General features: G+C 33.6%; 13 protein-coding genes. 7 read left to right on the forward strand and 6 right to left on the reverse strand.

The window, feature by feature from the left end; all coding sequences use genetic code 11:
• Window positions 1-240: 240 nt before the first annotated feature.
• From DK508_RS01845 to DK508_RS01855, 3 genes are all read left to right on the forward strand, one after another.
• The gene (locus tag DK508_RS01845; protein WP_109299038.1) at window positions 241-2091 is read left to right on the forward strand and encodes a CocE/NonD family hydrolase; all 1851 of its coding nucleotides are present in this window, start codon (window positions 241-243) and stop codon (window positions 2089-2091) included.
• A 23-nt stretch (window positions 2092-2114) separates the two neighbouring features.
• Window positions 2115-3986, forward strand: a complete 1872-nt coding sequence (locus DK508_RS01850) for a DUF885 family protein (RefSeq protein ID WP_109299039.1) — start codon at window positions 2115-2117, stop codon at window positions 3984-3986.
• 193 nt (window positions 3987-4179) lie between these two features.
• Window positions 4180-6156 (forward strand): ATP-binding protein, encoded by a 1977-nt coding sequence (locus DK508_RS01855; protein ID WP_160114521.1) that lies wholly within the window; start codon window positions 4180-4182, stop codon window positions 6154-6156.
• Window positions 6157-6193: 37 nt separating this feature from the next.
• Here DK508_RS01855 and DK508_RS01860 read toward each other — a convergent pair whose 3' ends face one another.
• From DK508_RS01860 to DK508_RS01890, 6 genes are all read right to left on the reverse strand, one after another.
• Window positions 6194-7486 (reverse strand): HlyD family secretion protein, encoded by a 1293-nt coding sequence (locus DK508_RS01860; RefSeq protein WP_109299041.1) that lies wholly within the window; start codon window positions 7484-7486, stop codon window positions 6194-6196.
• A 1-nt stretch (window position 7487) separates the two neighbouring features.
• Window positions 7488-9692: a peptidase domain-containing ABC transporter gene (locus tag DK508_RS01865; protein ID WP_109299042.1), complete on the reverse strand. Its 2205-nt coding sequence runs from the start codon at window positions 9690-9692 to the stop codon at window positions 7488-7490.
• Between the two features lie 204 nt (window positions 9693-9896).
• Entirely contained in the window at window positions 9897-11345 is a 1449-nt protein-coding gene (locus DK508_RS01875) for an alpha-amylase (protein ID WP_109299044.1), read from the reverse strand.
• A 25-nt stretch (window positions 11346-11370) separates the two neighbouring features.
• Window positions 11371-12492 carry a SusE domain-containing protein gene (locus DK508_RS01880; protein ID WP_160114522.1) on the reverse strand — a complete coding sequence of 374 codons (1122 nt, stop codon included), beginning with the start codon at window positions 12490-12492 and terminating at the stop codon, window positions 11371-11373.
• 32 nt (window positions 12493-12524) lie between these two features.
• Window positions 12525-14189 (reverse strand): RagB/SusD family nutrient uptake outer membrane protein, encoded by a 1665-nt coding sequence (locus DK508_RS01885; protein WP_109299046.1) that lies wholly within the window; start codon window positions 14187-14189, stop codon window positions 12525-12527.
• A gap of 11 nt (window positions 14190-14200) precedes the next feature.
• Window positions 14201-17128, reverse strand: coding sequence for a SusC/RagA family TonB-linked outer membrane protein (locus DK508_RS01890; RefSeq protein WP_109299047.1), 2928 nt, complete (start codon window positions 17126-17128; stop codon window positions 14201-14203).
• Window positions 17129-17457: 329 nt separating this feature from the next.
• Here DK508_RS01890 and DK508_RS01895 point away from each other — a divergent pair, with 329 nt between their 5' ends.
• From DK508_RS01895 to DK508_RS01910, 4 genes are all read left to right on the forward strand, one after another.
• Window positions 17458-18489: a LacI family DNA-binding transcriptional regulator gene (locus DK508_RS01895; protein ID WP_109299048.1), complete on the forward strand. Its 1032-nt coding sequence runs from the start codon at window positions 17458-17460 to the stop codon at window positions 18487-18489.
• A 121-nt stretch (window positions 18490-18610) separates the two neighbouring features.
• Window positions 18611-19981, forward strand: coding sequence for an MFS transporter (locus DK508_RS01900; RefSeq protein ID WP_109299049.1), 1371 nt, complete (start codon window positions 18611-18613; stop codon window positions 19979-19981).
• A gap of 11 nt (window positions 19982-19992) precedes the next feature.
• Window positions 19993-20655 (forward strand): beta-phosphoglucomutase, encoded by a 663-nt coding sequence (gene pgmB / locus DK508_RS01905; protein ID WP_109299050.1) that lies wholly within the window; start codon window positions 19993-19995, stop codon window positions 20653-20655.
• A gap of 16 nt (window positions 20656-20671) precedes the next feature.
• Entirely contained in the window at window positions 20672-22978 is a 2307-nt protein-coding gene (locus DK508_RS01910; RefSeq protein ID WP_109299051.1) for a glycoside hydrolase family 65 protein, read from the forward strand.
• The last annotated feature ends 46 nt before the right edge of the window (window positions 22979-23024 follow it).

Here is a 23024-nt window from a genome sequence, read left to right on the forward strand (position 1 = left end):
TCTATATTAGGGGATATAGGTAGATGTAATACCAGCTGGGATATAAACCTTTGGCACTCATATTGTCAAAGGTTTTTTTGTATCCTATAAATAAGTAATGTTAACATGCTATATCCACTTCGAGATGCAAAAAACACTTTAGCATTTTTTAATGAGGGACCTCTTTGTTAAAATCTCCTTAAAGATGTTATCCTCGCAATTCCAATTTTTTATCTTCAGCGCTAAACTAAATTAACTTCAATGCAATTCGTTAAAATCAATTTTTTAAGACTTTTGTTCTTCTTTTATGTTATTTCTGGGTTTTCTCAAAACACCGACTCATATGATGTAAAAGAGCATTATACAAAACAAGAAGTAGATATCACAATGCGTGATGGTACTAAGCTGCATACCACAATTTATTCACCTAAGGATACTTCCAAAAAGTACCCAATCCTTATGCAAAGAACTCCATATAGTTCTAGGCCCTATGGAGAAGATCAGTTTAGGTCACGAATAGGACCTAACAAGTTTATGATGGAAGAGGGGAATATAATAGTTTACCAGGATGTTCGTGGTCGTTGGATGAGTGAAGGGGTATATGATAATATGCGTGCTTATATTCCTAATAAAAAAGGAAAACAATTTGATGAAGCAAGTGATACTTATGATTCTATAGATTGGTTGGTAAAAAATGTAGAAAATACGAATGGCAAAGTAGGCATATGGGGAATTTCTTACCCTGGTTTTTATGCTACATATTCGTTATTAGATGCGCATCCAGCCTTAAAAGCAGTATCTCCGCAGGCGTGTATTGGAGATTTCTTTTTTGATGATTTTCACCATAATGGAGCCTATTTACTTAGTTATTGGAGAGTAACAGCGCTATTCGGTCATGAAAAAACAAAACCCGTATCAAAACCTTGGTATAAGTTTACAGATTTGCCTAGTAAAGATCAGTATCAATTCTTTTTGGATGCAGGACCGTTAAGTAACTTAGATGAATATTATAAAGAAGATAATGTTTTTTGGACTCAATTAAAGGAACATCCAAATTATGATGAGTTTTGGCAAAAAAGAGGAATTATACAACATCTAGAAGATATAAAACCTGCAGTAATGGTTGTAGGTGGGTTATTCGATGCAGAAGATTTATATGGCCCTTTTGAGACCTATGAAAATATCGAAAATCGAAGCAAAAATTACAACATTATGGTTTTCGGGCCATGGAGTCATGGTGATTGGGCTCGTGGTAAGGAACGCCAAGCTATAGGTAATGTGTATTTTGGAGATCGTATTTCTGAAAATTACCAGAAGAATATAGAATCAAAGTTCTTTAACCATTTTCTGAAAGGTGAAGGTGACGGTAAAACGGATTTACCAGAGATTCAGATTTTTGATACAGGTAAAAAAGAATGGAATTCTTATGAAAGTTGGCCTCCAAAAAATATTGAAAAGAAAACATTTTATTTAGCAGCAGAAGATAAATTATCTGATAATGGAGATGCCAATTTTTCTGAGTTTATTAGTGACCCAAAAAAACCAGTACCATACTCTGAAGACGTAAAAATGGTATTTACTCCTAGAAAATATATGACAGATGATCAAAGATTTGCGGCACGTAGGCCAGATGTATTAGTTTTTGAGACGCCTATTCTTACCGAGGATATGACATTATCTGGTGAAGTATTGGCAAAATTAAAAGTGGCAACTACGGGAACAGATGCTGATTGGGTGGTGAAATTGATAGATGTTTTTCCTAATGATGCAGAAGACACTCAAGAGACGCAGAAATATCTTAAAATGGCAAATTATCATATGATGGTGCGTAGTGAGGTTATGAGAGGTCGATTTAGAAATGATTTTAGTAAACCTGAAGCGTTTATACCTAATCAAAAAACTGATGTTAATATTAAGCTACAAGATGTACATCATACGTTTAAGAAAGGGCATAAAATTCAGATTCAAGTACAAAGTACTTGGTTTCCTTTAATCGATTTGAACCCTCAAACATTTGTTCCTAATATTTTTAAGGCAAAAGAATCTGATTTTAAGAAACAAACACATAAAATCTATCACGATTCTGCCATAGAAGTTTCAATTTTAAAATAACTACTTAACTAACTCTAATATACATGAAAAAAATAATTAAAATTGGTGCTCTACTAGGAGTGGCATTTTTTACAATCACAAGTTGTAAACAGGAGGCTAAAGAAGCTAAAGGTGATACCGTCTCAAGTGCTCAGGAAATTGAAGAGCACTCTGAAAACTTGAATAAATGGTTCGAAAAACAGTTTCAGGAAGAAGTTGCAAAATCACCGATGACGCAAACTTATTTGGGAATTAAAACTCAGGATTACGGAAAATGGGATGATATTTCATCTAAGCAAGAAGCAAAAGATCTAGAACGAGCAAAAGAACGTTTGGCTTATTTAAAAGATTCTGTTGATACTTCAAAATTAAATAAGGCAACAAAGCTTAGTTATACTTTGATGAAACAAGATCTTGAAAATGAAATTGATGATTTTGAATATAGATTCTATGACTATCCTGTTAATCAAATGCATGGTATGCAAGCAGAAATTCCTGCTTTTTTGATCAATATGCATAGAATCGCAGACAAAAAGGATGCACAAGCTTATATTGCAAGATTAGATGGTGTTGATGAATTGTTTGCGCAACTAATAGAGAATATGAAAATAAGAGAAAAGAATAGTATTCTTCCTCCTAAGTTTGTATTTGCTAAAGTTTTGGATGATAGTAGAAATATTATTACCGGACAACCTTTTGATAAATCAAATCAGGAAAGTACTTTATTTGCAGATTTTAAAGGTAAAATCTCGTCGTTAGAACTTTCTGATGAGGATAACAAGGAGTTAATTGCAAGTGCTGAAAAAGCTTTGCTAGAAGGAGTGAAGCCCGCTTTTGAAAACCTGATTGGTTTATTAGAACAGCAGCAGCAGCGAGCAACGACTGAAGATGGAGCCTGGAAATTTCCGAAAGGAGATAAATTTTATAATATGGCATTGCAGCGTACTACCACTACGGATATGACAGCTGATCAGATTCATGAGTTGGGATTAAGTGAAGTAGCTCGTATTCATAGCGAGATGCGCGATATTATGAAGCAAGTTAAGTATGAAGGTACTTTACAAGACTTCTTTAAATATATGAAAGAAGACAAAAAATTCTATTATGAAAATAATGAAGAGGGTAAAGCGGCATATTTAAAACGAGCTGTGGGATTAATTGATAACTTAAAATCTAGATTAGATGAGTTGTTTATTACAAAACCAAAGGCAGATATTATTGTAAAAGCTGTAGAACCTTTTAGAGAAAAAAGTGCAGGAAAAGCATTTTATCAAAGAGGTACTCCCGATGGATCAAGACCAGGAACATACTATGCTAACCTTTATGATATGGAAGCTATGCCTATTTATCAGATGGAAGCATTAGCATATCATGAGGGTATACCAGGACATCATATGCAAATTTCAATTGCTCAAGAATTAGAAGATATTCCGAAATTCAGAAAATTTGGAGGATATACGGCTTATGTTGAGGGTTGGGGATTATATAATGAGTATTTACCAAAAGAAATAGGACTATATAATGATCCGTATTCTGATTTTGGTAGATTAGCTATGGAACTATGGAGAGCATGTCGTTTGGTAGTAGATACAGGGATTCATGCCAAAAAGTGGACAAGAGAAGAAGGGATTAAGTATTATACAGATAATACACCAAATGCTGAAAGTGATGCTATAAAAATGGTCGAAAGGCATATAGTAATGCCAAGTCAAGCTACCGCGTACAAAATTGGGATGAATAAAATTTTAGAATTACGTGAAGATGCACGAAAAAAACTTGGAGATAAATTTGATATTAAAGAGTTCCATGACGTTGTATTAACTAACGGAGCAGTACCATTAAATATTCTAGAAAAATTAGTAGGAGATTGGGTTACTTCCAAAAACGATAATTCTGAAGAACAAAAAGATTCTTAAAATTATACATATCAATTTAAGAAGAGATAAGCCTTTCATGTATTGAAAGGCTTATTCTTTTTTAATAGTTATTTACGGTAAAACCATAAAATATATGTAGGAATATGATTACAATATAATGTAAAATGATTAAATTTGTGTATTTTGCAGATTAAATAAGCTTTTTATCATGTTTAACCCCAAAATAAACACTATGAATAAAACGGCCTTTACATTTTTGATTCTATTTCTGATGAGCTTCTCAATTTTTTCACAAAATCGATTATCAGGAGTTGATCTTTCTAAAATAAAAACATTAAATGATTCTACTTTATTTAATAATGCAGTGAGCGATTTGCAATGGTTTGTAAACGAAGACCAGTTTGATCGAGCAAAATCTTTGGCTGATCAACTTATTAAGATAGGTGAAGAAACGACATATATTAAGGGACTGGGCTTAACCTACAGGCTAAAAGGCGTGATGAGTAATGAGCAACAAAGAGGTTTGGAGTCTGACAAAAATTTTAATAAAGCGACAAATTATTTTAAAAATATTAATGATCTTACTGGCTTGGCAATGGTTGGTAATGATCGGTTTATTATAGAACAAAATAAAGGAAATCTAGAAAAAGCTGCAGATTACCTCATGGAAACCAAACTATTTAGAGAGCAGTTAAATGATAGTATAGGATTATCTGGGGTGTACAATAATTTGGCAATTATCTATAAAGAACTCGATGATGTTTCAAATTCTAAAAAATATTACCTGAAATCTATAGCCTTAAGAAAACATTTAGGAATTAGTGGAGTGGGATTAGTCATGAATAATTTGGCATTGTTGTATACAGAAAACGGTAATCTAAATGAGGCAAAGAAAATTTTACCAAAAGCTTTAAAAATTAACAAAGCAGAAAATGATTTAAGGCATACTGCTCAATCTTATAGTATAATGGCTAAAGCTGCTATGTATAATAAGGAATATAAGGCAGCAAAAAAATATTACGACACCACTTTATGTGTAGGTACTCAAGCTAACTTTAAACTCATTGTAATAAATGCAAAACAACAACTTGGAATTATTGCGCTAGAAGAAGGACAGTATAATAAATCTGAAAACTTTTTAAAAATAGCCAGAGAAAGTTTTATAAAAGCAAATGTTACATCATTGATATTAAAGAACTATAAATATTCTTTTAAATTAGATTCTACGAGAGGCAATCTTTTAGGTGCGTTAAACTGGCAAAAGAAGTACCAAGAACTGTCTGATCAAAAAATGAATGATATAGCCACTAAGAAAGTAGAAAAGGCTACATCGAGATATGAAGCAGAACTAAAGCAGTTAAAACTGATTGATGAACAAGAAAAAAGAGAGCAAAAAACTAAACAACAATTGTTTACTTATCGCTTGTTTGCCTACGTAACAATGGCAGTGCTTGCTATTATATTAGTGTTTATGATCTTAATTATTAAGACCAGAAAAGATAGAAAGAGATATATAAAGGAACTTAATGAATCAAATGACGTAAAGAATAAATTATTCTCAATTATTTCTCATGATCTTAAAAATGAAATACATGGCCTTGAAGGCAGTTTAAATTTACTGAAAGATGATACTATTTCTATCGAAGAATTTAAAGAAATAGTTCCTCTACTAGCCAACAGAACCCATCAGACTTCAATCTTACTTAACAACTTATTAAACTGGTCAAAATCGCAAATGAAAGAACTTAACCCTAAACCGGTAGAGTTTGATATAGCAGAAGTAATTTGTAATAAATTCACTTTTTTTAAGTCTAAGGCGGAGCAAAAAGGAATTAAACTAGTTAATAAACTAAATCCAACAGTAATATTCGCAGATAGAGATATGTTTGCCATAGTAGCTCAAAACTTAATCGCTAATGCTATTAAATTTTGTAACCCAGGAGATTCTATAGCATTACTGTCTGAAGAAAAAGAAGATCGTTATGAAATATCTTTTATGGATACAGGTATTGGTATTGATCCATCACATATACATAAATTATTTGCAGAAGATACTTTTACAACAGAAGGTACCCAAAATGAAACGGGTACGGGATTAGGTTTACGAATTTGTAAAGAACTTATAGAGCTTAATCAAGGAAACATCAAGGTAGAAAGTAAACCTGGAGAAGGAAGTATATTCTATATTTCATTACCCAAAGCGGCTTAATTATGTAAGGATCAAATAAGAAGGCTAAAACAGTTTTTTATTTATCCATTAATGTTCTAAACTGATAGAAAAAACGCTCGATAAGTCTAAGGTCCTCCGTTATTATTTCTGCAATACCTCTCATTTCTTGCTTGAAAGGGATTTCTTTATTATAGGTAGTAATCAACTTATCCTGAAGAGCAACATCAATAAAATACAATCCATCTTTATCAGGAAAAAGAGAAATATGTTTTACGATTCCTTTCAAAGTACCAAATTCGTTATCAGGAAAATTTTCAAGTTTAATATTAGCTACCTGTCCAATCTTGATTTTCCCAGAATTTTGTGAAGGAGCTTTAATACGTGCTATATATGAAGATTCTTCTATCGGAATAACAATGAATACCAAATCACCAGCAGATACATTTTGATTTATATTTCTGTAATTGAGAAATGAAATTCTACCTTCAATATTTGATTTTAAAACATACTGTAACTCCCAATCCCTAATACCTTTCTTCAATTGAGTAAAAGATTGTAACACCGTTTTAAACAAACTTGATTCTTCTTTCTTTTTGTTTATTTCTGTCCCTTTTGAAGTTTTGGCCGCATTGCTTATATTTTCATTAATCTGCGATATTTGTAAAATATTACTTTCGTAATTACTTTTTGCCTGTGTAAATTCAAGTTCTTTTTTTTCATAAGTCTGCTCAGAAATTACTTTTTTATCAAATAATTCTTTCTGGCGCTGTAATTCTTTTCGTTTGATATTTAACTCAGCCAAACCTAATCTTTTTTGAGCGTTTAAACTTTTGAGTCTTCTGTATAGTTCAGATAAAGAGGCTTCATTAGCAATCGCTTCATTAGAAAATGGTTGTAATTCTTTATTCAAAAGATATTCAGAATAACTAGTTTCAAACAAGGCAAAATTGGTTTCAATATCCCCTAAAAATAAATTTTGTAATTCATCAATAGGAAAAGAAAAAGAATCTGTTCTTAATTTTATGGTGTCTACAATCGATTTTAAGCGAAATACATCTTTAAAATTAGCGGTATTTTCTATAATTGCTAGGGGAGTATTTTTGGGCACAATTTGATTGTCTTCGACAAGGATAGATTGAATTTTTCCGTTTGTCTTTGCATATTCTTTTTGTGGCGGTATCTGTGTGGTAACAATGGCTTCGGCCGGGATTACATCTGGATATTTAATGAGCCAAGAAAGAAATAATAATAATATAACCAAGGCCAAAATAAGAAGATTTCCCCATCTAATCATCCAATGTGGAACCCTAGTAAGAATCTCTTGTACCTCTTCACTTCTTATCTGTATGTCGTCTAATGTGTCTGGCATTTTACTTTCCTAATTCAAGTTGATTTTTTACTAAATTGAAATAATTCCCTTTGTTTTTTATCAATTCTTCATGATTTCCTACTTCTACAATCTCACCTTTATCGAGAACTACAATTTGATGTGCGTTTTTTACGGTACTAAGACGATGCGCTATAACCATCACCGTTTTATCTTTGAAAAAAGTATCTAGTTTTTCCATGATTACTTTTTCATTATTGGCATCCAAAGCCGAAGTTGCTTCATCAAAAAACAAGAATTTCGGATTTTTATATACAGATCGTGCAATAAATAAACGTTGTTTTTGCCCTGTACTTAGACCTACACCCTCCATTCCTATTTTGGTATTGTAGGAGAGAGGTAGGGTTTCTATAAACTCTTTGATATTAGCCACATCAACGGCATGTGCAAGCTTTTTCTTATCCACATAGTCTTCCCCAACAGCTATATTATTGGCAATAGTATCATTAAATATATATCCTTCTTGCATTACCACTCCAAAATGATCTCTCCAGGATTTTTGGGAAACCTGTTTTAAATCATGCGAACCAATAAAAATTTGTCCACTATCTGGTTCATAAAACTTAAGTAATAATTTCATTAATGTTGTCTTTCCACTTCCACTCACACCAACAACTGCAGTGATTTTATTAGCAGGAATAGATAGATTGAGGTTTTCGAGTACAGGTTTATCCGCTCCAACATATCTAAAGTTAAGATCTTTAACTTCGAACCCTGAGTTTTCCGGAATATCTTTGATTTTTTCATCTCCAGCTTTCTCTTCATCATCTTTATTGTGAATTTCACCTAAACGTTCTAGAGATATTTGCGCATCTTGTAACTCTCTTAAAAAGTTAATTAATTGTGCAATGGGAGCATTTAACTGACCTACAATAGCGGTAATAGCCAACATCATACCCAGTGTGATATCTCCATCAATAACCAGTTTTGCAGATAAAACGGTGATCAAAATATTCTTGAGCTCGTTAATAAAAGAAGACCCTACACTTTGATATTGTTCTAGAGCTAAATTTTCGATTGAGATTTTAAATAATTTGGCCTGTACAAATTCCCAGTTCCATCGTTTTCTTTTTTCGGCATTATGCAGCTTTATTTCTTGCATGCCATTTACAAGTTCGATTACCTTACTTTGTTCTTCACTAATTTGAGAAAAACGCTTATAATCCAGTTTTTTACGCTTTTTAAAGAAGATGAGTATCCAAGCAAAATAAATAGTACTTCCTACGGCAAAAATCCCAAAAATAGGAATACTGTAGTATATCAAAACAATACTAAAGATGATTAGATTAACCATCGAGAATAGAACATTTAATGACGACATAGTCAATATTTGTTCAATACGTTTATGATCATTTATTCTCTGTAAAAGATCCCCAGTCATCTTTACATCAAAATAAGATATCGGCAAATTCATTAATTTAATAAAAAAGTCGGATATCAAAGAGATATTGATACGAGTACTTAAATGAAGTAAAATCCAACTTCTGAGTACTTCAATTAATGTTCTTCCTAAAAATAAGGACAACATGGCGATAAGCACGAGGTAGATAAAATTTATATCTTGATTCTTAATACCTACATCTACAATACTCTGTGTTAAAAAAGGAGTGATAAGTTGTAGTACACTCCCTGCTCCAAGACCTAGAGCGAGTTGAAAAAGAAATTTCTTGTATTTAAAAACGTATTTTGAAATAAATTTAAAACCAAATTTCTCATCCTCCTCATCCAGGTTATCGTTATAAAATTTTGGAGTTGGTTCTATAAGTAATGCTACACCTTCTTCTGTATTTTCATCTGCATTGTTTCCTATCCAAGCTTTTATAAATTCTTCTTTATTATAGGTAATTAGGCCATGAGCTGGATCAGAAACGTAGATAGTCGCATCACCGTTACGTTTGGTTTTTATTTTATACACGACTACGTAATGCACTTTATTCCAATGAACGATACAAGGTAGAGGAACTTCATCTAATTTAGTTAACGAAAGTTTTACTCCAAGTGATCTAAATCCTATAGTTTCTACAGCATCACTTAATCCTAATAATGAACTCCCTTCTCTGGTGGTTTCACTTAATGTTCTAAGTTTTTGAGTGTTAAGAATTTTTCCGTAATGTTTGGCAATTATCTTAATACAAGTAGGTCCGCAATCTTTAGATTCAGCTTGTTTGTAAAAGGGAAATTTTGGCATTAAGCGTTTTAAATTAAATTGATTTTGTGTGTAATTATATCTTTACAAAGTAAAGTAATTCTTTTTTATTATGCTATACAAATGATAATAGCTGAAATACGTAAATATTTTATGATCTATTTGACTGAAGTAAAAACAAAAAAAGAGTGCCTTTTGAGCACTCTTTTAATCATTTTTGCTAATTCAAGTAACGCAAATGAATCTCTATTCTTTGGTGATTGACCAAATAGCATAACTACCAGCGGGAGCGCTAAGAGTGGCGTTACCCTCTCCATCAGCGGTTGGAGTAGCTCTTGAGTTATCTGTATAATCAACCAATTTTTTATTTGCCCAATTGGTCTTTACAACACGTTGTTTTGTTTGTCTACTAATATTCATATAAAGAATCAATCCAGGGTTGTTACCACTACCACTTCTTTTCATGATATATTCGTCTTCATTAGCTTCAATGATTTCAACATCACCAACAGCTAATGTGTTATATATTTGAATTAGAGTTTTTAGTTGGCCTTTAAAAGCTTCATAGTCTAGATAAAAAATAGTTGGATATCCATCATGAGTTAGGATATAAGAATATGCCAATAATTTATTCGCATAACTTATTCTATTGTCAGGATTTTCGTCTTTTTCAGTATCATGATTGGCTACGAAAGTAACTGCTTTACTAGCATCTAATTTTCTTAACATATTACCAGCTTCACCTAAGGCAGTTAAATCATGTGCTCTATCCAAAGTCTCATCGAGTCTGTAAAAGCAAGCAAAGTCAAAAGCAGGAGATCCAGATGCATCAACCCAGTCTTTAAGAACTTGTTGATTACCATCAAAGTTTTCACCTACCGAGAATCCACCAATTTTATCATTCCAAGCTTTTACCCATTTTGGAGCGAAACTTTTTACATAATCAAAACGCCATCCATCAAAACCTAATGTGTTTTTGTAGAATGCAGCAACAGAGTCATCTCTACCCCATAACCAATCTTGAACGTATTGCTGATCATGACAAAGATCAGTCTCTGCAAAGAATAAGTCTTGCTCATCATTATTATGAATATCATTTGGGTGAAAATGCTCATTAGTACGATTAAATTTACCAGAGGCATTACCATTTTCTTCATTAAATAATGAGAAAACTTCGTCACCACCTCGAAAAGGATTTGCTTGTAATCCTCCTCCAGAATTATGACCCATAACGATATCGGCAATTACTTCTAGGTCATTGGCATGAGCTTTTTGTATTAAATCTTCTAATTCTTGTCTAGAACCGAAACGAGTTTCTACAGTACCATGCTGTTCAAATTCACCAACATCAAAGTAGTCTGAAGGATCATAGCCCATCGAAAAACCACCCGAAGCACCTTTTCCAGGAGCGGGGAGCCAGATTCTATTTATCCCCGAAGCTTTATAGTCTTCAACTTTGTCAGAGATTATATTATACCAATCTCCTATTGGCTCTACATCCCAATAAAAAGCTTGCATAAACACACCAGCATCTTCTCTTTCAAATTGAGTAAGATCCATTTTTAAGGATTGGCTAGTTATAATTACTTCTCCATTATCGGCAGCATCATCATCTTCTGAACACCCGGCCAATCCAAGAACCATACCTCCTAGAAGGAGGATGGTTTTGGTTGATATATATTTAATTTTTTTCATTTCAACTTTTTAAGATTAGTAAGGGTTATCCTTTTGGAATAAAAATATATCTTCCATCAAGATCACTAAACCAGATATCATAAGTACCTGCTGTAACAGGAATGTTAGGAGGGTTTCCATCTGTAGTAGCTTGACCACTTACTGCCGTATCTGCACCCCAGTTACCTGGCCAGTCATTACTGTGTCTAAATTTCATTTCTCCATCTACTAGACCAACATCTAATATGTACCATAAATGCTCGTTAAAAGGAGATTGGATCATATCTGTATCAGAATCCCATCCATCAGGAGTTGAATCTCCAATAATCCCTATAGTCGCATAAGAGGCGGCACCGGTTGCATCAAAAGCAGCGGTTTCATAAGTTAAGTTTTCAATATCAACAGTAATTTCATAGTATCCATCTGCAGCTACAGATAAAACACCTGGATCACCACCTAATACTTCACTACTTGCGATTGCTCCACTATCATCTCCCCATTGTGGTTGCCAAAAACCAGGAGTTTCTAATAATTTAAACGCATTATCGCCTCCACCTAAAAACCATCCAGTAAATTTGAATAGATTGTCATTATTTGGATCTCTTACCAAGGCTGTGTTTGGGTGTTGACCAGGCTCACTACCATTATTCCATCCTGGAGCAGTTGCACTACCTACCAGGAAAAGGTTTTTTCTAACGATAACAGTAGAATAAGGAGTAACCGTTAAAGAAATTACATTAGAATTAATAGATGAACCACCATTAGTTCCTAGAGAAGAAACTACTCTAAGTTCAAAAGAAGCTTCTGCATCAGGATTTAGTTCTAATAATAGAGCTAAACCATTTAGTTCTCCAATTGTCCAGCTGTAAAAACGGTCTGTTGTTGTTGCAACCTCAAGAGGTGTTGCAAAGTCTGTACCAGCTACAGCAGCTTGGATAGCATAACTAATAGGCGTATTTACATTATAACCTGCATCTTCCCACACCAAAGTGAAACCTGGTAAATCAGCATTTTCTTTGCTAAGTGCAAGAGTTGAATTTGCAGTTACTATTAAGGGGCCTTCAGTTTGTTCTTGTTGAATTACAAATGTAGGTTCTTCGTCTTCTACACATGCATTAAAGCATAACAATGCTATAAATGCAAACATTAAAATTGATATCTTTTTCATGACTGTATAAATTAAATTTTTCATAGTTTATTTTAAAATCCTGGGTTTTGTCCTAAATTCGGATTTGCAGACCTGCTGGATTCTGGAACAGGAAATAATGCAAAGTTTTCTGAAATAGCAGATCCGTTTTGCGGCCCACCTTTATACGTCCAGTTATACGTACTACCAGTATAATTACCAAATCTGATTAGATCTTGTCTTCTATGACATTCCCAATGTAATTCTCTCGCACGTTCGTCTAGAATAAAATCAAGAGTAAGATTTGCATCACTAATATTAGCTAGGGCATTACCAAATGCTCTTTCTCTAAGTGCGTTTACAAACCCTAGAGCTGTAGTACGATCTCCGCCACCACCTCTTAGTTGAGCTTCTGCATACATTAGGTAAACATCTGCAAGCCTGAATAATGGAAAATCTGTATCTACAAATGTTGCATCTTTTCCTGGCTCACCTGTAGAGGTAATGTTAGAATACTTGGCTAATAAGTATCCTCCTGAAGTATCACTGATATCGTTAATTTCTATTGGGCGATCCTCTTGTGTAACTATACCACCCATATCGTCTAATTCGATGTCTTGAGTAACTACTGTATTTCTAGTGTCATTTTGAAAAAGAACATCAGTAACAAATAATTCTCCAAATTGTCTTCTTATTCGATATAGGTTACCAAATCCTCCTACACCCAAAGATTGTGGAGTAGGTTGAAATCCTGATCTTGCATTTTGTTGTCCTTGAATAATAATCCCTGCACCACCAAAATTTCTTACCGAAGTTCCGTCTGCGATTACCGGAAAGATAATCTCATTTTGAGCACCATTGGTATCATTATCAGCATTAAAGTTATTTAGATAATCAGGAGTTAAAGAATAACCACTGCCAATAATTTCTTGACAAGTAGTCAAGCAATCAGCATAGCGTTGGTTTTCTGCACCTAAATATACACCTGCATTCAGGTATAATTTGGCAAGTATCATTTTTGCAACGCCTTTATTTGCTCTTCCATAATTAGCGGTATTACCAGGAGCAACATCTAATAAATCAGCATCAACAGCAAGTAATTCTTGTTCTATGTAATTAAACAGTTCTTGTCCTGCAATTTCTGGAACTCTTGTAAATCCAACAGGATCATTTTCTGTTGCAAAAGGAGCTCTTCTAAAAAGATCTAATAAGTGATAATTGGCAAGTGCTCTAAGTACTCTAGCTTCAGCTCGGTACGCTCTAATTGTACTTCGTAAATCTCCTGAAACACCACGATCATCTAATTTCTCATCAGTAGTTTGACGTAAAAATTCATTTACTAAAGAGATTTGAAATGTAGCTCTAGCCCAAAAACCAAGTACTACAACATTATTAGCATCCCAAGAGTTTCTTTGAATCTGGCGAATACCTGGATCATTTTCGAATGTCCAAATTGTTTCGTCGGTAGATAAGTTCTGTAAGTTAAATAATCCTCTTACATATTGACCGGTACCAGCATCAATACCTGCAATGTTAGAGTTTCCTGGTCCATCTAATCCAACTACCGAAAGGTTAGCATAAACTCCTCCAATAGCGCGATCATAAGCATCAGGAGTACTAAATACATCCTCTGCTAATAAATCATCATCATCCTCTAAGTCGATATTTAAATCATCCTCGCAAGATGAGAATATACCGATGAAAAGAAATGCGTATAAAAATATCTTATATAGTTTCATTTCCTAATTTTTTAGTAATTATAGTTTATTCCTAACAAGTACGTACGTCCTCTAGGGAAGATCGTATTATCAACACCATTATTTTGGATTTCGGGATCTAGACCAGAATAATCTGTGATAACAAAAGCATTCTGTACACCTGCCCAAAGACGAAGGCTCGATACCCCTTTCATAACATCTCTAAGTGTATATCCTAATGTGATATTGTCCATTCTTAAGAAAGATGCATCTTCTACATAAAAATCGGAAAGGATTACATCTGAAGTATTTTGAAAATTGGTTTCTAATACGCTCACCGGTGTATTATTAAATACATTTCTAAATACATTACCTAACTGAGCGTTTGAAGATGCTACGTTATTGTATATTTCATTTCCAAAACTAGCTCTCATGCTAAAACTAAAATCAAAGTTCTTGTAATTTAGACTTGATTGAAGTCCCATAGTAATATCGGCTACACCATTACCAGAAACATAACGGTCATTATTATTGATAATACCATCGCCATTTAAATCAGCGTAAGCACCTTCAATTGGATTTCCGTTATCATCATATACTTGTGCAAACGTAAAGAACGAGAAAGGAGCTTCTCCTTGTCTTTGTATTTGGATAGTGTTACCTGTTCCTCCACCGATACCAGTAGTTAAGATATCTTGACCAAACGCTAATTCTTCGATTTCTCTATCGATGTAAGTTGCATTATAACTTAGATTCCAGTTTAGGTTAGAATTTCTAATGATATCTGCACTTATAGAAAATTCAACACCTTCGGTAATAAATTTTCCAATGTTTTGGAAACCTTGGTTAGAGAAGTTAGCCGCATCCGGTACAGGAGCTTGAGAAAGTAAGTCATCAGACTCTTTTCTAAAAACATCTATAGATCCGCTAATTCTATCATTAAAAAAACCATAATCTAATCCAATGTTATATTCTGTTATTTTTTCCCACTCAATATCTTCATTTCTGAATTGAGGTTGGACGATGTTTACTACTTCTCCATTAAGGATATATTGAGTGTTAGGGCCACTTCCTCTATATCGTTCTAAATATGCATATGCTTGTGAAATATCTTGCTGTCCTGTAATACCATATCCTAAACGTAATCTTAAATTACTTAAAGTAGAAGAGTTTTTAAGAAAATTCTCTTCGCTAATTTGCCATCCAAAAGAAGCAGATGGGAAATAACCGAATCTATTATCTTCACTAAATCTAGAAGTTCCATCTCTACGTATTGATCCTGTTAAAAAGTATTTATCACTTAATTTAATATTTGTTCTTAAGAAATAAGCAAGTAATACTACATCAGGACTAATGGTTTCTTCTGGTTGAATATTTGGATCACGTTGATCACCAGTTGTCGTTTTTTCTACTTCAAATTTTTGATAAGAATATCCACCTGTAGCTTCAATGTCTAAAGCACCGATTTTTTTGTTATATACCAAATATGCATCCAACAATTTGTTCTCTGCCAAGAAATCGATATCAGATTTAAAACCATTAAACTCTCCTTGAGCAGCGTTAAAGGTATTTGCACTTTCTGTAGAACGTTCTTCAAACCTCTTAGTCTCACTAGTATCTAATCCAAGATTTAATACTGCTCTTAGGTCAGGGAAGAAGTGTAATTGATAATCAAATTTTGCATTACCATAATATCTTCTAGTATTTGCGATATCACGAGTTTGTAATAATTGTGCTACAGGGTTTCTTTGCACGTTAGCTCTTGCAAACCCAGAACCCGAATCTATGTACTCAAAAAATCCTCCATACTGAGATCCAGCATCAAAAACAGGTTGAGTAGGATCAAAAGTAATTGCAGCACCTTCAACACCTGGAGCAAATCTATTTTTCTCAAAGTTTAGGTTTGCATTAACATCAATTTTTAAATGATTATTAAAAAGTCTTGGGTTTAAAGAAAGAGATGTTGTTGTTCTTTCAAACTTCGAAGTTCTTCTAAGACCTTCTTGATCTGATCTCGCAATCGTAACTCTTGTAGGTAATACCTCTAATATAGAACCACTAACAGATAAGTTATGGTCCGATGAAAAGGCATCTCTGTAAATTTCATCTTGCCAATCCGTATTAGCAGTACCTAGATCAGCCAAACGATCTGGAAAATTTTCTGCTATAAATGTTCTGTATTCATTTGCAGAAAATACATCAACCACATTATTTGCAGTAGTTACACTAGTTTTCGAATCTAAATTTATTTGTAAATTTTTCTTTCCCTTTTTTGTTGTAATAATAATTACACCATTCGCACCACGGTTACCATAAATGGCAGCAGCCGAAGCATCTTTAAGAATAGAAAACGATTCGATGTCGTTTGGATTAATAGCAGATAAGACAGACCTAGATCCATTATCGGTATCCCTGGGGTCATTTAAAGGTAAACCGTCTACTACAATAAGAGGATCGTTTGATGCATTTAATGAGGCACCACCTCTAATTCTAATTTCCGAATTTCCTGCAGGACCACCATTAGTGTTTATATTAACACCGGCAACCCTACCATTAAATAAGTTCTCTGCTGTTACGTTATTACCAGTATTAAAATTCTCTGATGTTACCAGAGCAACTGATCCCGTTAAATCTTTCTTTCTGGCAGCACCATAACCGATCAATACAACCTGTTCAAGTTCTGCAGCATCTTCTTCTAATGCCATATCTATTATTGCCTGACCAGAATATGTCACTTCCTGAGGTACAAAACCAACATATGAGAATACAATAATATCCCCGTTGCTAACACTGCTTAAAGAATAGAGACCATCAAAATCGGAAGAAGTTCCGTTGGTGGATTCTTTTACAATGATATTTACACCCGGAATGGGTTGACCACTTCCAGCGTCAGTTACCGTTCCAGTAACGGTTGACTGGGCAAAAAAGCTCATTGGTATCAACCACAATAAAAACAATGCGCTTTTGGTAAATGTTTTCATAAAATTAAATTAGTTTTTGATTGTTTTAAGTCTTATATTTTCACTTTCTGCATCCAAAGTATGTAAATTTTGTGTTAATTTTTCATCAAGGTGTAGTAGGAACCTTACGCAAACGTTTGCGTGTGGAAAACTTTTAAAAGTTTGTTAAAATTTTAAGTCTTATTCTGGCCATATGGCATATTTTCGTGATAAAATTTGAGGAATTGCTGTAATAAGAATATGGTTGAAGTATATAATGTAAAATCCATGGATACTATTTTGAAACTATTGCAATGAAAAAATTGTAAATTAATAGAGATCAAAAAATTAAATATTAACAAGGAAAATAGATGAAGCAAAAAGTTACGTTAAAACAGATTGCAAAAGAGTTGGACGTTTCTATTTCAACAGTTTCAAAAGCTTTGAAAGACAGTGTAGAAATAAGTCTAGATACTCGTCAGAAGGTAAAAGCTTTTGCTAAGTTGTATAATTATAAGCCAAATAATATTGCTTTAAGTCTTAAAAATAGGAAAACGAAGACTATTGGAGTCATTATTCCAGAAATTGTACATCATTTTTTCACTACTGTAATAGGAGGAGTAGAAAAAGTAGCTAATGAAAAAGGGTATAATGTAATTATTTGTTCATCTAATAACTCTTTTGATAAAGAAGTTATTAATATGGAAATGTTGGCGAGCGGAAGTGCGGATGGATTTATTTTATCTGTAGCAAAAGAAACTCAGCTTAAAAAAGATTATCATCATATTGAAGAAACTATGAGTCAAGGAATGCCTGTAGTGCTTTTTGATAGGATTATAGACGAAATAGTTTGTGATAAAGTAATTATCGATGATGCAAAGGGAGCTCAAACTGCAACAAATCACCTATTGTCTATAGGTTGCAAAAAGATCGCTATACTTACTACAGTAGATTATATTAGTGTAGGTAAATTGCGTACTAATGGTTATTTGAGAGCGTTAAGAGCATATGATATACCTGAAAAAGAGGAGTATATTTTAAAAATTGAAGATATAGATAATTGCGAATCGGAAATAAAAGAATTTTTGAAAGACAAAGATATAGATGCAATCTTTGCAGTAAATGAGTTATTTGCTGTAACTGCTGCCAAAGTTCTTGACGAACATGGGAAAAAAGTCCCTGATGATGTTGCGATTATTGGTTTTACTGATGGTATTCTTTCAAAACATTTTATACCAAGTTTGACCACTATAAGTCAACATGGAGAAGACATGGGAATTAGAGCTGCAAAGCTCCTTATAGATAAATTAGAAGGGGACGAAGCGGTAACAGAAGAGTATCGTACGGTAATAATTGATACTAATTTGATTCATAGACAATCTACAAAAAAAAATAAGGAGTGATCCTTTTAATTCAAAAATTATAATATCTTTGGCATCTATCAAAACTTATATTTTCACTTTCTACTGAATAAGTTTTGATAAGCAATTTCGCTTATCAAGTTAATAATCAAAATATTACTTGATGAACAAGCGTAAGTTAAGTTTCTGGGAAATTTGGAACATGAGTTTCGGTTTTCTAGGAATTCAATTCGGCTTTGCGTTGCAAGGCGGATTTATGTCTAGAATTTTCCAAACCTTAGGTGCAGAAAAGGATGCAATACCTTTATTATGGATTGCAGCTCCTTTAACAGGGTTATTGGTGCAACCTATAATAGGATATTTAAGTGATCGCACTTGGAGTCCTAGATGGGGTCGTCGTAGACCTTATTTTTTAATTGGAGCTATTTTAAGTTCTATAGCTTTGTTTTTAGTACCTCATTCTCCTGCCTTGTGGATAGCTGCTGGATTTTTGTGGATTTTAGATGCTTCTATAAATATTTCTATGGAACCCTTTAGAGCATTGGTGGCTGATAAGTTGCCAGAATCTCAACGTTCATATGGTTTTGTTACTCAAACATTAATTATTGGAATAGGTACTTGGGTTGCAAGTAATTTACCTTGGATGGTATCTCAAATGGGAGTAAGCGATGCTGCACCAACGGGAGTAATTCCTATGTCAGTTAAGGTAGCATTTGCAATAGGAGCTTTTATATTTCTCGTAAGTATTCTGTACACTGTTTTCACTACTTCTGAATACCCACCAGAAGATATGGAAGAATTTGAAAGGGAGAAAAAGAAAAAGAACCAGTTTATCCCTGATATCCTTAATAATATAGGTAGTATGCCTCTTACGATGAAAAAATTGGGGTTAATCCAATTTTTTAGCTGGTTTGCTTTTTTTACTATGTGGAGTCTAGCAAATCCTGCTTTAACCGAACATGTATTCAAAACTCCAGCACCTATTGAAGCTTCATTTAATATGGAAATTCCAGCATCAGCTAAAGCTTTTGAAGAGGCAAACACGGCCTTTCAAAAGGCATCAAATGATGTGGGAAGATATATGGGAGTATATGGTTTATCATCTATGGCGTTTGCTTTAGTACTAACATTTTACACATCCCGAAAAAGAATTAACAGGAAAATGGTTCACCTAGCATCTTTGATTCTAGGGGGAATTGGTTTTATATCCATGTATTTTGTCCCTTCACCAGAATGGTTGATTCTATCTTTTACTTTGATTGGATTTGCCTGGGGGAGTATATTATCCATGCCCTATGCAATGTTATCTAGTTCGGTTGACCCAAAGAAAATGGGAGTCATCATGGGGATATTTAACATGTTTATTGTCATTCCGCAAATCATAGCCGCTGTTGGAGGAGTTAATTTTGCATATAAACTTATTGGAGATCAAACAATTAATGCGATGATAGTTGCAGGGATTAGTTTGATCATCGCCGGAGTTTGTAATTTACTAATAACCAATAGGGAAGCTATAACGTATAACCCAAAATAAGCAATTGACTAATGAAGAAAGCATTTATATTCGATTTGGATGGTGTGATTGTCGATACTGCAAAATATCATTTTTTAGCATGGCAAAACCTAGCCCAAAGTTTAGGAATTTCTTTTTCCGAAGAACAAAACGAACAACTTAAAGGAGTTAGCAGAGTACGTTCCTTAGAGAAAATTTTGGAATGGGGTAATAAGACGATCTCAGAAGAAGAATTTACCAAATTAATGACAGATAAGAATGAAGAATACCTAGCGTATATCTCAAAGATGGACGTCACAGAAATTTTACCCGATGTACCACGAGTTTTAGATTACTTGATTTCCAAAAATCAAGCAGTAGCTCTAGGGTCGGCAAGTAAAAATGCACGAATCATCTTGGATAAAGTAGCGCTCAAAAATAAATTTCAAGCCATTGTTGATGGCACAAATGTATCTAAAGCAAAACCAGATCCAGAAGTATTTCTTATCGGAGCAAAAGAGTTGGGAATAGCCCCAGAGGATTGTATTGTTTTTGAAGATTCGGTAGCCGGAATCCAAGCTGCAAACATTGCAAATATGATCAGTATTGGTATTGGTGATGCTTCAGTACTGCATGAAGCAGATTACATTTTTAATGATTTTACAGAAATAAAAGAAGAGTTTATAAATACACTAGTTACAACTCAAAAAGTTTAACAATTATAGAAAGAAGATGAATCAGGATTATATAAAACCAGATAATTGGTCAATTATTGAAGAAGGATTTGATGTAGAACGAGTTAAATCCTCAGAAAGCCTTTTCAGTATTGGGAATGGAGCAATGGGGCAAAGAGCAAATTTTGAAGAAACATATTCAGGTCCTACTTTTCAAGGAAGTTATATAGCAGGAGTATATTATCCAGATAAGACACGAGTAGGTTGGTGGAAGAATGGATATCCAGAATATTTTGCCAAAGTACTGAATGCTCCAAATTGGATAGGAATAAATGTAATGGTTAATGAAGAAAAACTCGATTTAAACAGATGCAATTCGATAACCAAATTTAGAAGAGAATTAAACATGAAAGAAGGTTGGTATCAACGTTCTTTTAATGCAATTTTATTAAATGGTATTGAGATTTCTGTGAAATCTACACGTTTCCTTAGCCTGGACTTAGATGAAATAGGAGCTATTAAATATGAAGTTACTCCAGTAAATCAAGATGCTACTATAATTTTCACACCATATCTCGACTCAGGTATTACCAATGAAGATACAAATTGGGATGATAAATTTTGGGATACATACGATCTATCTCATAACGGAAACTCGGCATATATTTTATCCAAAACCATGAAAACCGAATTTCATGTTTGTACTGGGATGTCTAATCAATTATTTATTGATAATGAATTAAAGAATATATATCCAAAGGTAGAAACTAATGGTACATATATAGGATTAAGTTACCAAGTCGATGTTGCTAAAGGAAAAACGGCAAGTGTTGCTAAATTTGGAGGGTATGCCGTTTCTCTTAATCATAAAAATGATGATCTAATTTCGGCAAGTACTACCATACTTAAACAAGCTTCAGAATCAGGATTTGATGCGCTACTGGATTTACAGAAAAAAGCATGGTCTAAGATATGGGAGATGGCGGATATAACTATCGAGGGTGATGTAAAAGCACAGCAGGGAATACGATTTAATATTTTTCAACTTAATCAAACATACTTAGGAAAAGATGCAAGATTAAATATTGGACCTAAAGGATTTACGGGAGAAAAATATGGCGGAAGTACCTATTGGGATACAGAAGCTTATTGTATTCCATTTTATATGGCTACTAAGGATCAATTGGTAGCGCGTAATTTGTTAACGTATCGTTATCATCATCTTGAAAAAGCAATTGAAAATGCACAAACTCTTGGGTTTACAAATGGTGCTGCTTTATATCCAATGGTTACCATGAATGGTGAAGAGTGTCATAATGAATGGGAGATTACTTTTGAAGAAATTCATCGAAATGGCGCCATGACTTTTGCAATCTATAATTATGTTCGATACACAGGAGATTATAGTTATGTCCCAGAAAAGGGATTAGAAGTGATGATTGCTATAGCTCGTTTCTGGCATCAAAGAGCTACTTTTTCTACCAATAGAAATAAGTACGTAATCCTAGGGGTTACTGGACCAAATGAGTATGAAAATAATATCAATAATAACTGGTATACTAATTATTTGGCAAAATGGTGTATCGAATATTGTGTTGAAAACATTGATAAAGTAAAAGCTGAATATAAGAATGATTATGATAGAATTATTAGTAAAACTAACATAGATCAAGAAGAGATAAATGCAATGCTTGAAGTAGCCGAAAAGATGTATTTTCCGTATTCTGAGAAGCACCAAGTATACTTACAGCAAGATGGCTTTTTGGATAAAGAATTGATTGCCGTATCAGACCTTGATCAATCTCAACGACCGATTAATCAAAAGTGGAGTTGGGATCGTATTTTGAGATCGCCGTATATTAAACAAGCGGATACACTGCAAGGATTTTATATGTTTGAAGATCAATTTACAAAAGAAGAATTGGCTCGTCATTTTGATTTTTATGAACCATTTACAGTACATGAATCTTCTTTGTCACCTTGTGTACATAGTATTCAAGCTGCAGTTTTGGATCGAATGGATCAGGCGTATACGTTTTATTTAAGAACGTCCAGATTAGACCTAGATGACTATAATAAAGAAGTAGAAGAAGGACTTCATATCACTAGTATGGCGGGTACATGGATGAGTATTGTTGAAGGGTTTGGCGGACTTAGAATTAAAGATGATAAACTATCGTTTACACCTAGAATACCCAAAGAATGGAAAGGATATACATTTAATGTAAACTTTAGAAATCAAATTATTAAAGTACGTGTTTCTCAAGAAGGAACTTCTTTTACACTTGAAGGGGATAAAGAATTAACTATATGTGTTGATGGTAAGGAATTTACCATTTCTCCTGATAGTTTAATTACGGTTTAATTAAAATGTGCTAACTAAAATAAACACCCCAAAAACGAAAGTCTTT

This window comes from Aquimarina sp. AU474, from assembly GCF_900312815.1.
Lineage (GTDB): Bacteria > Bacteroidota > Bacteroidia > Flavobacteriales > Flavobacteriaceae > Aquimarina.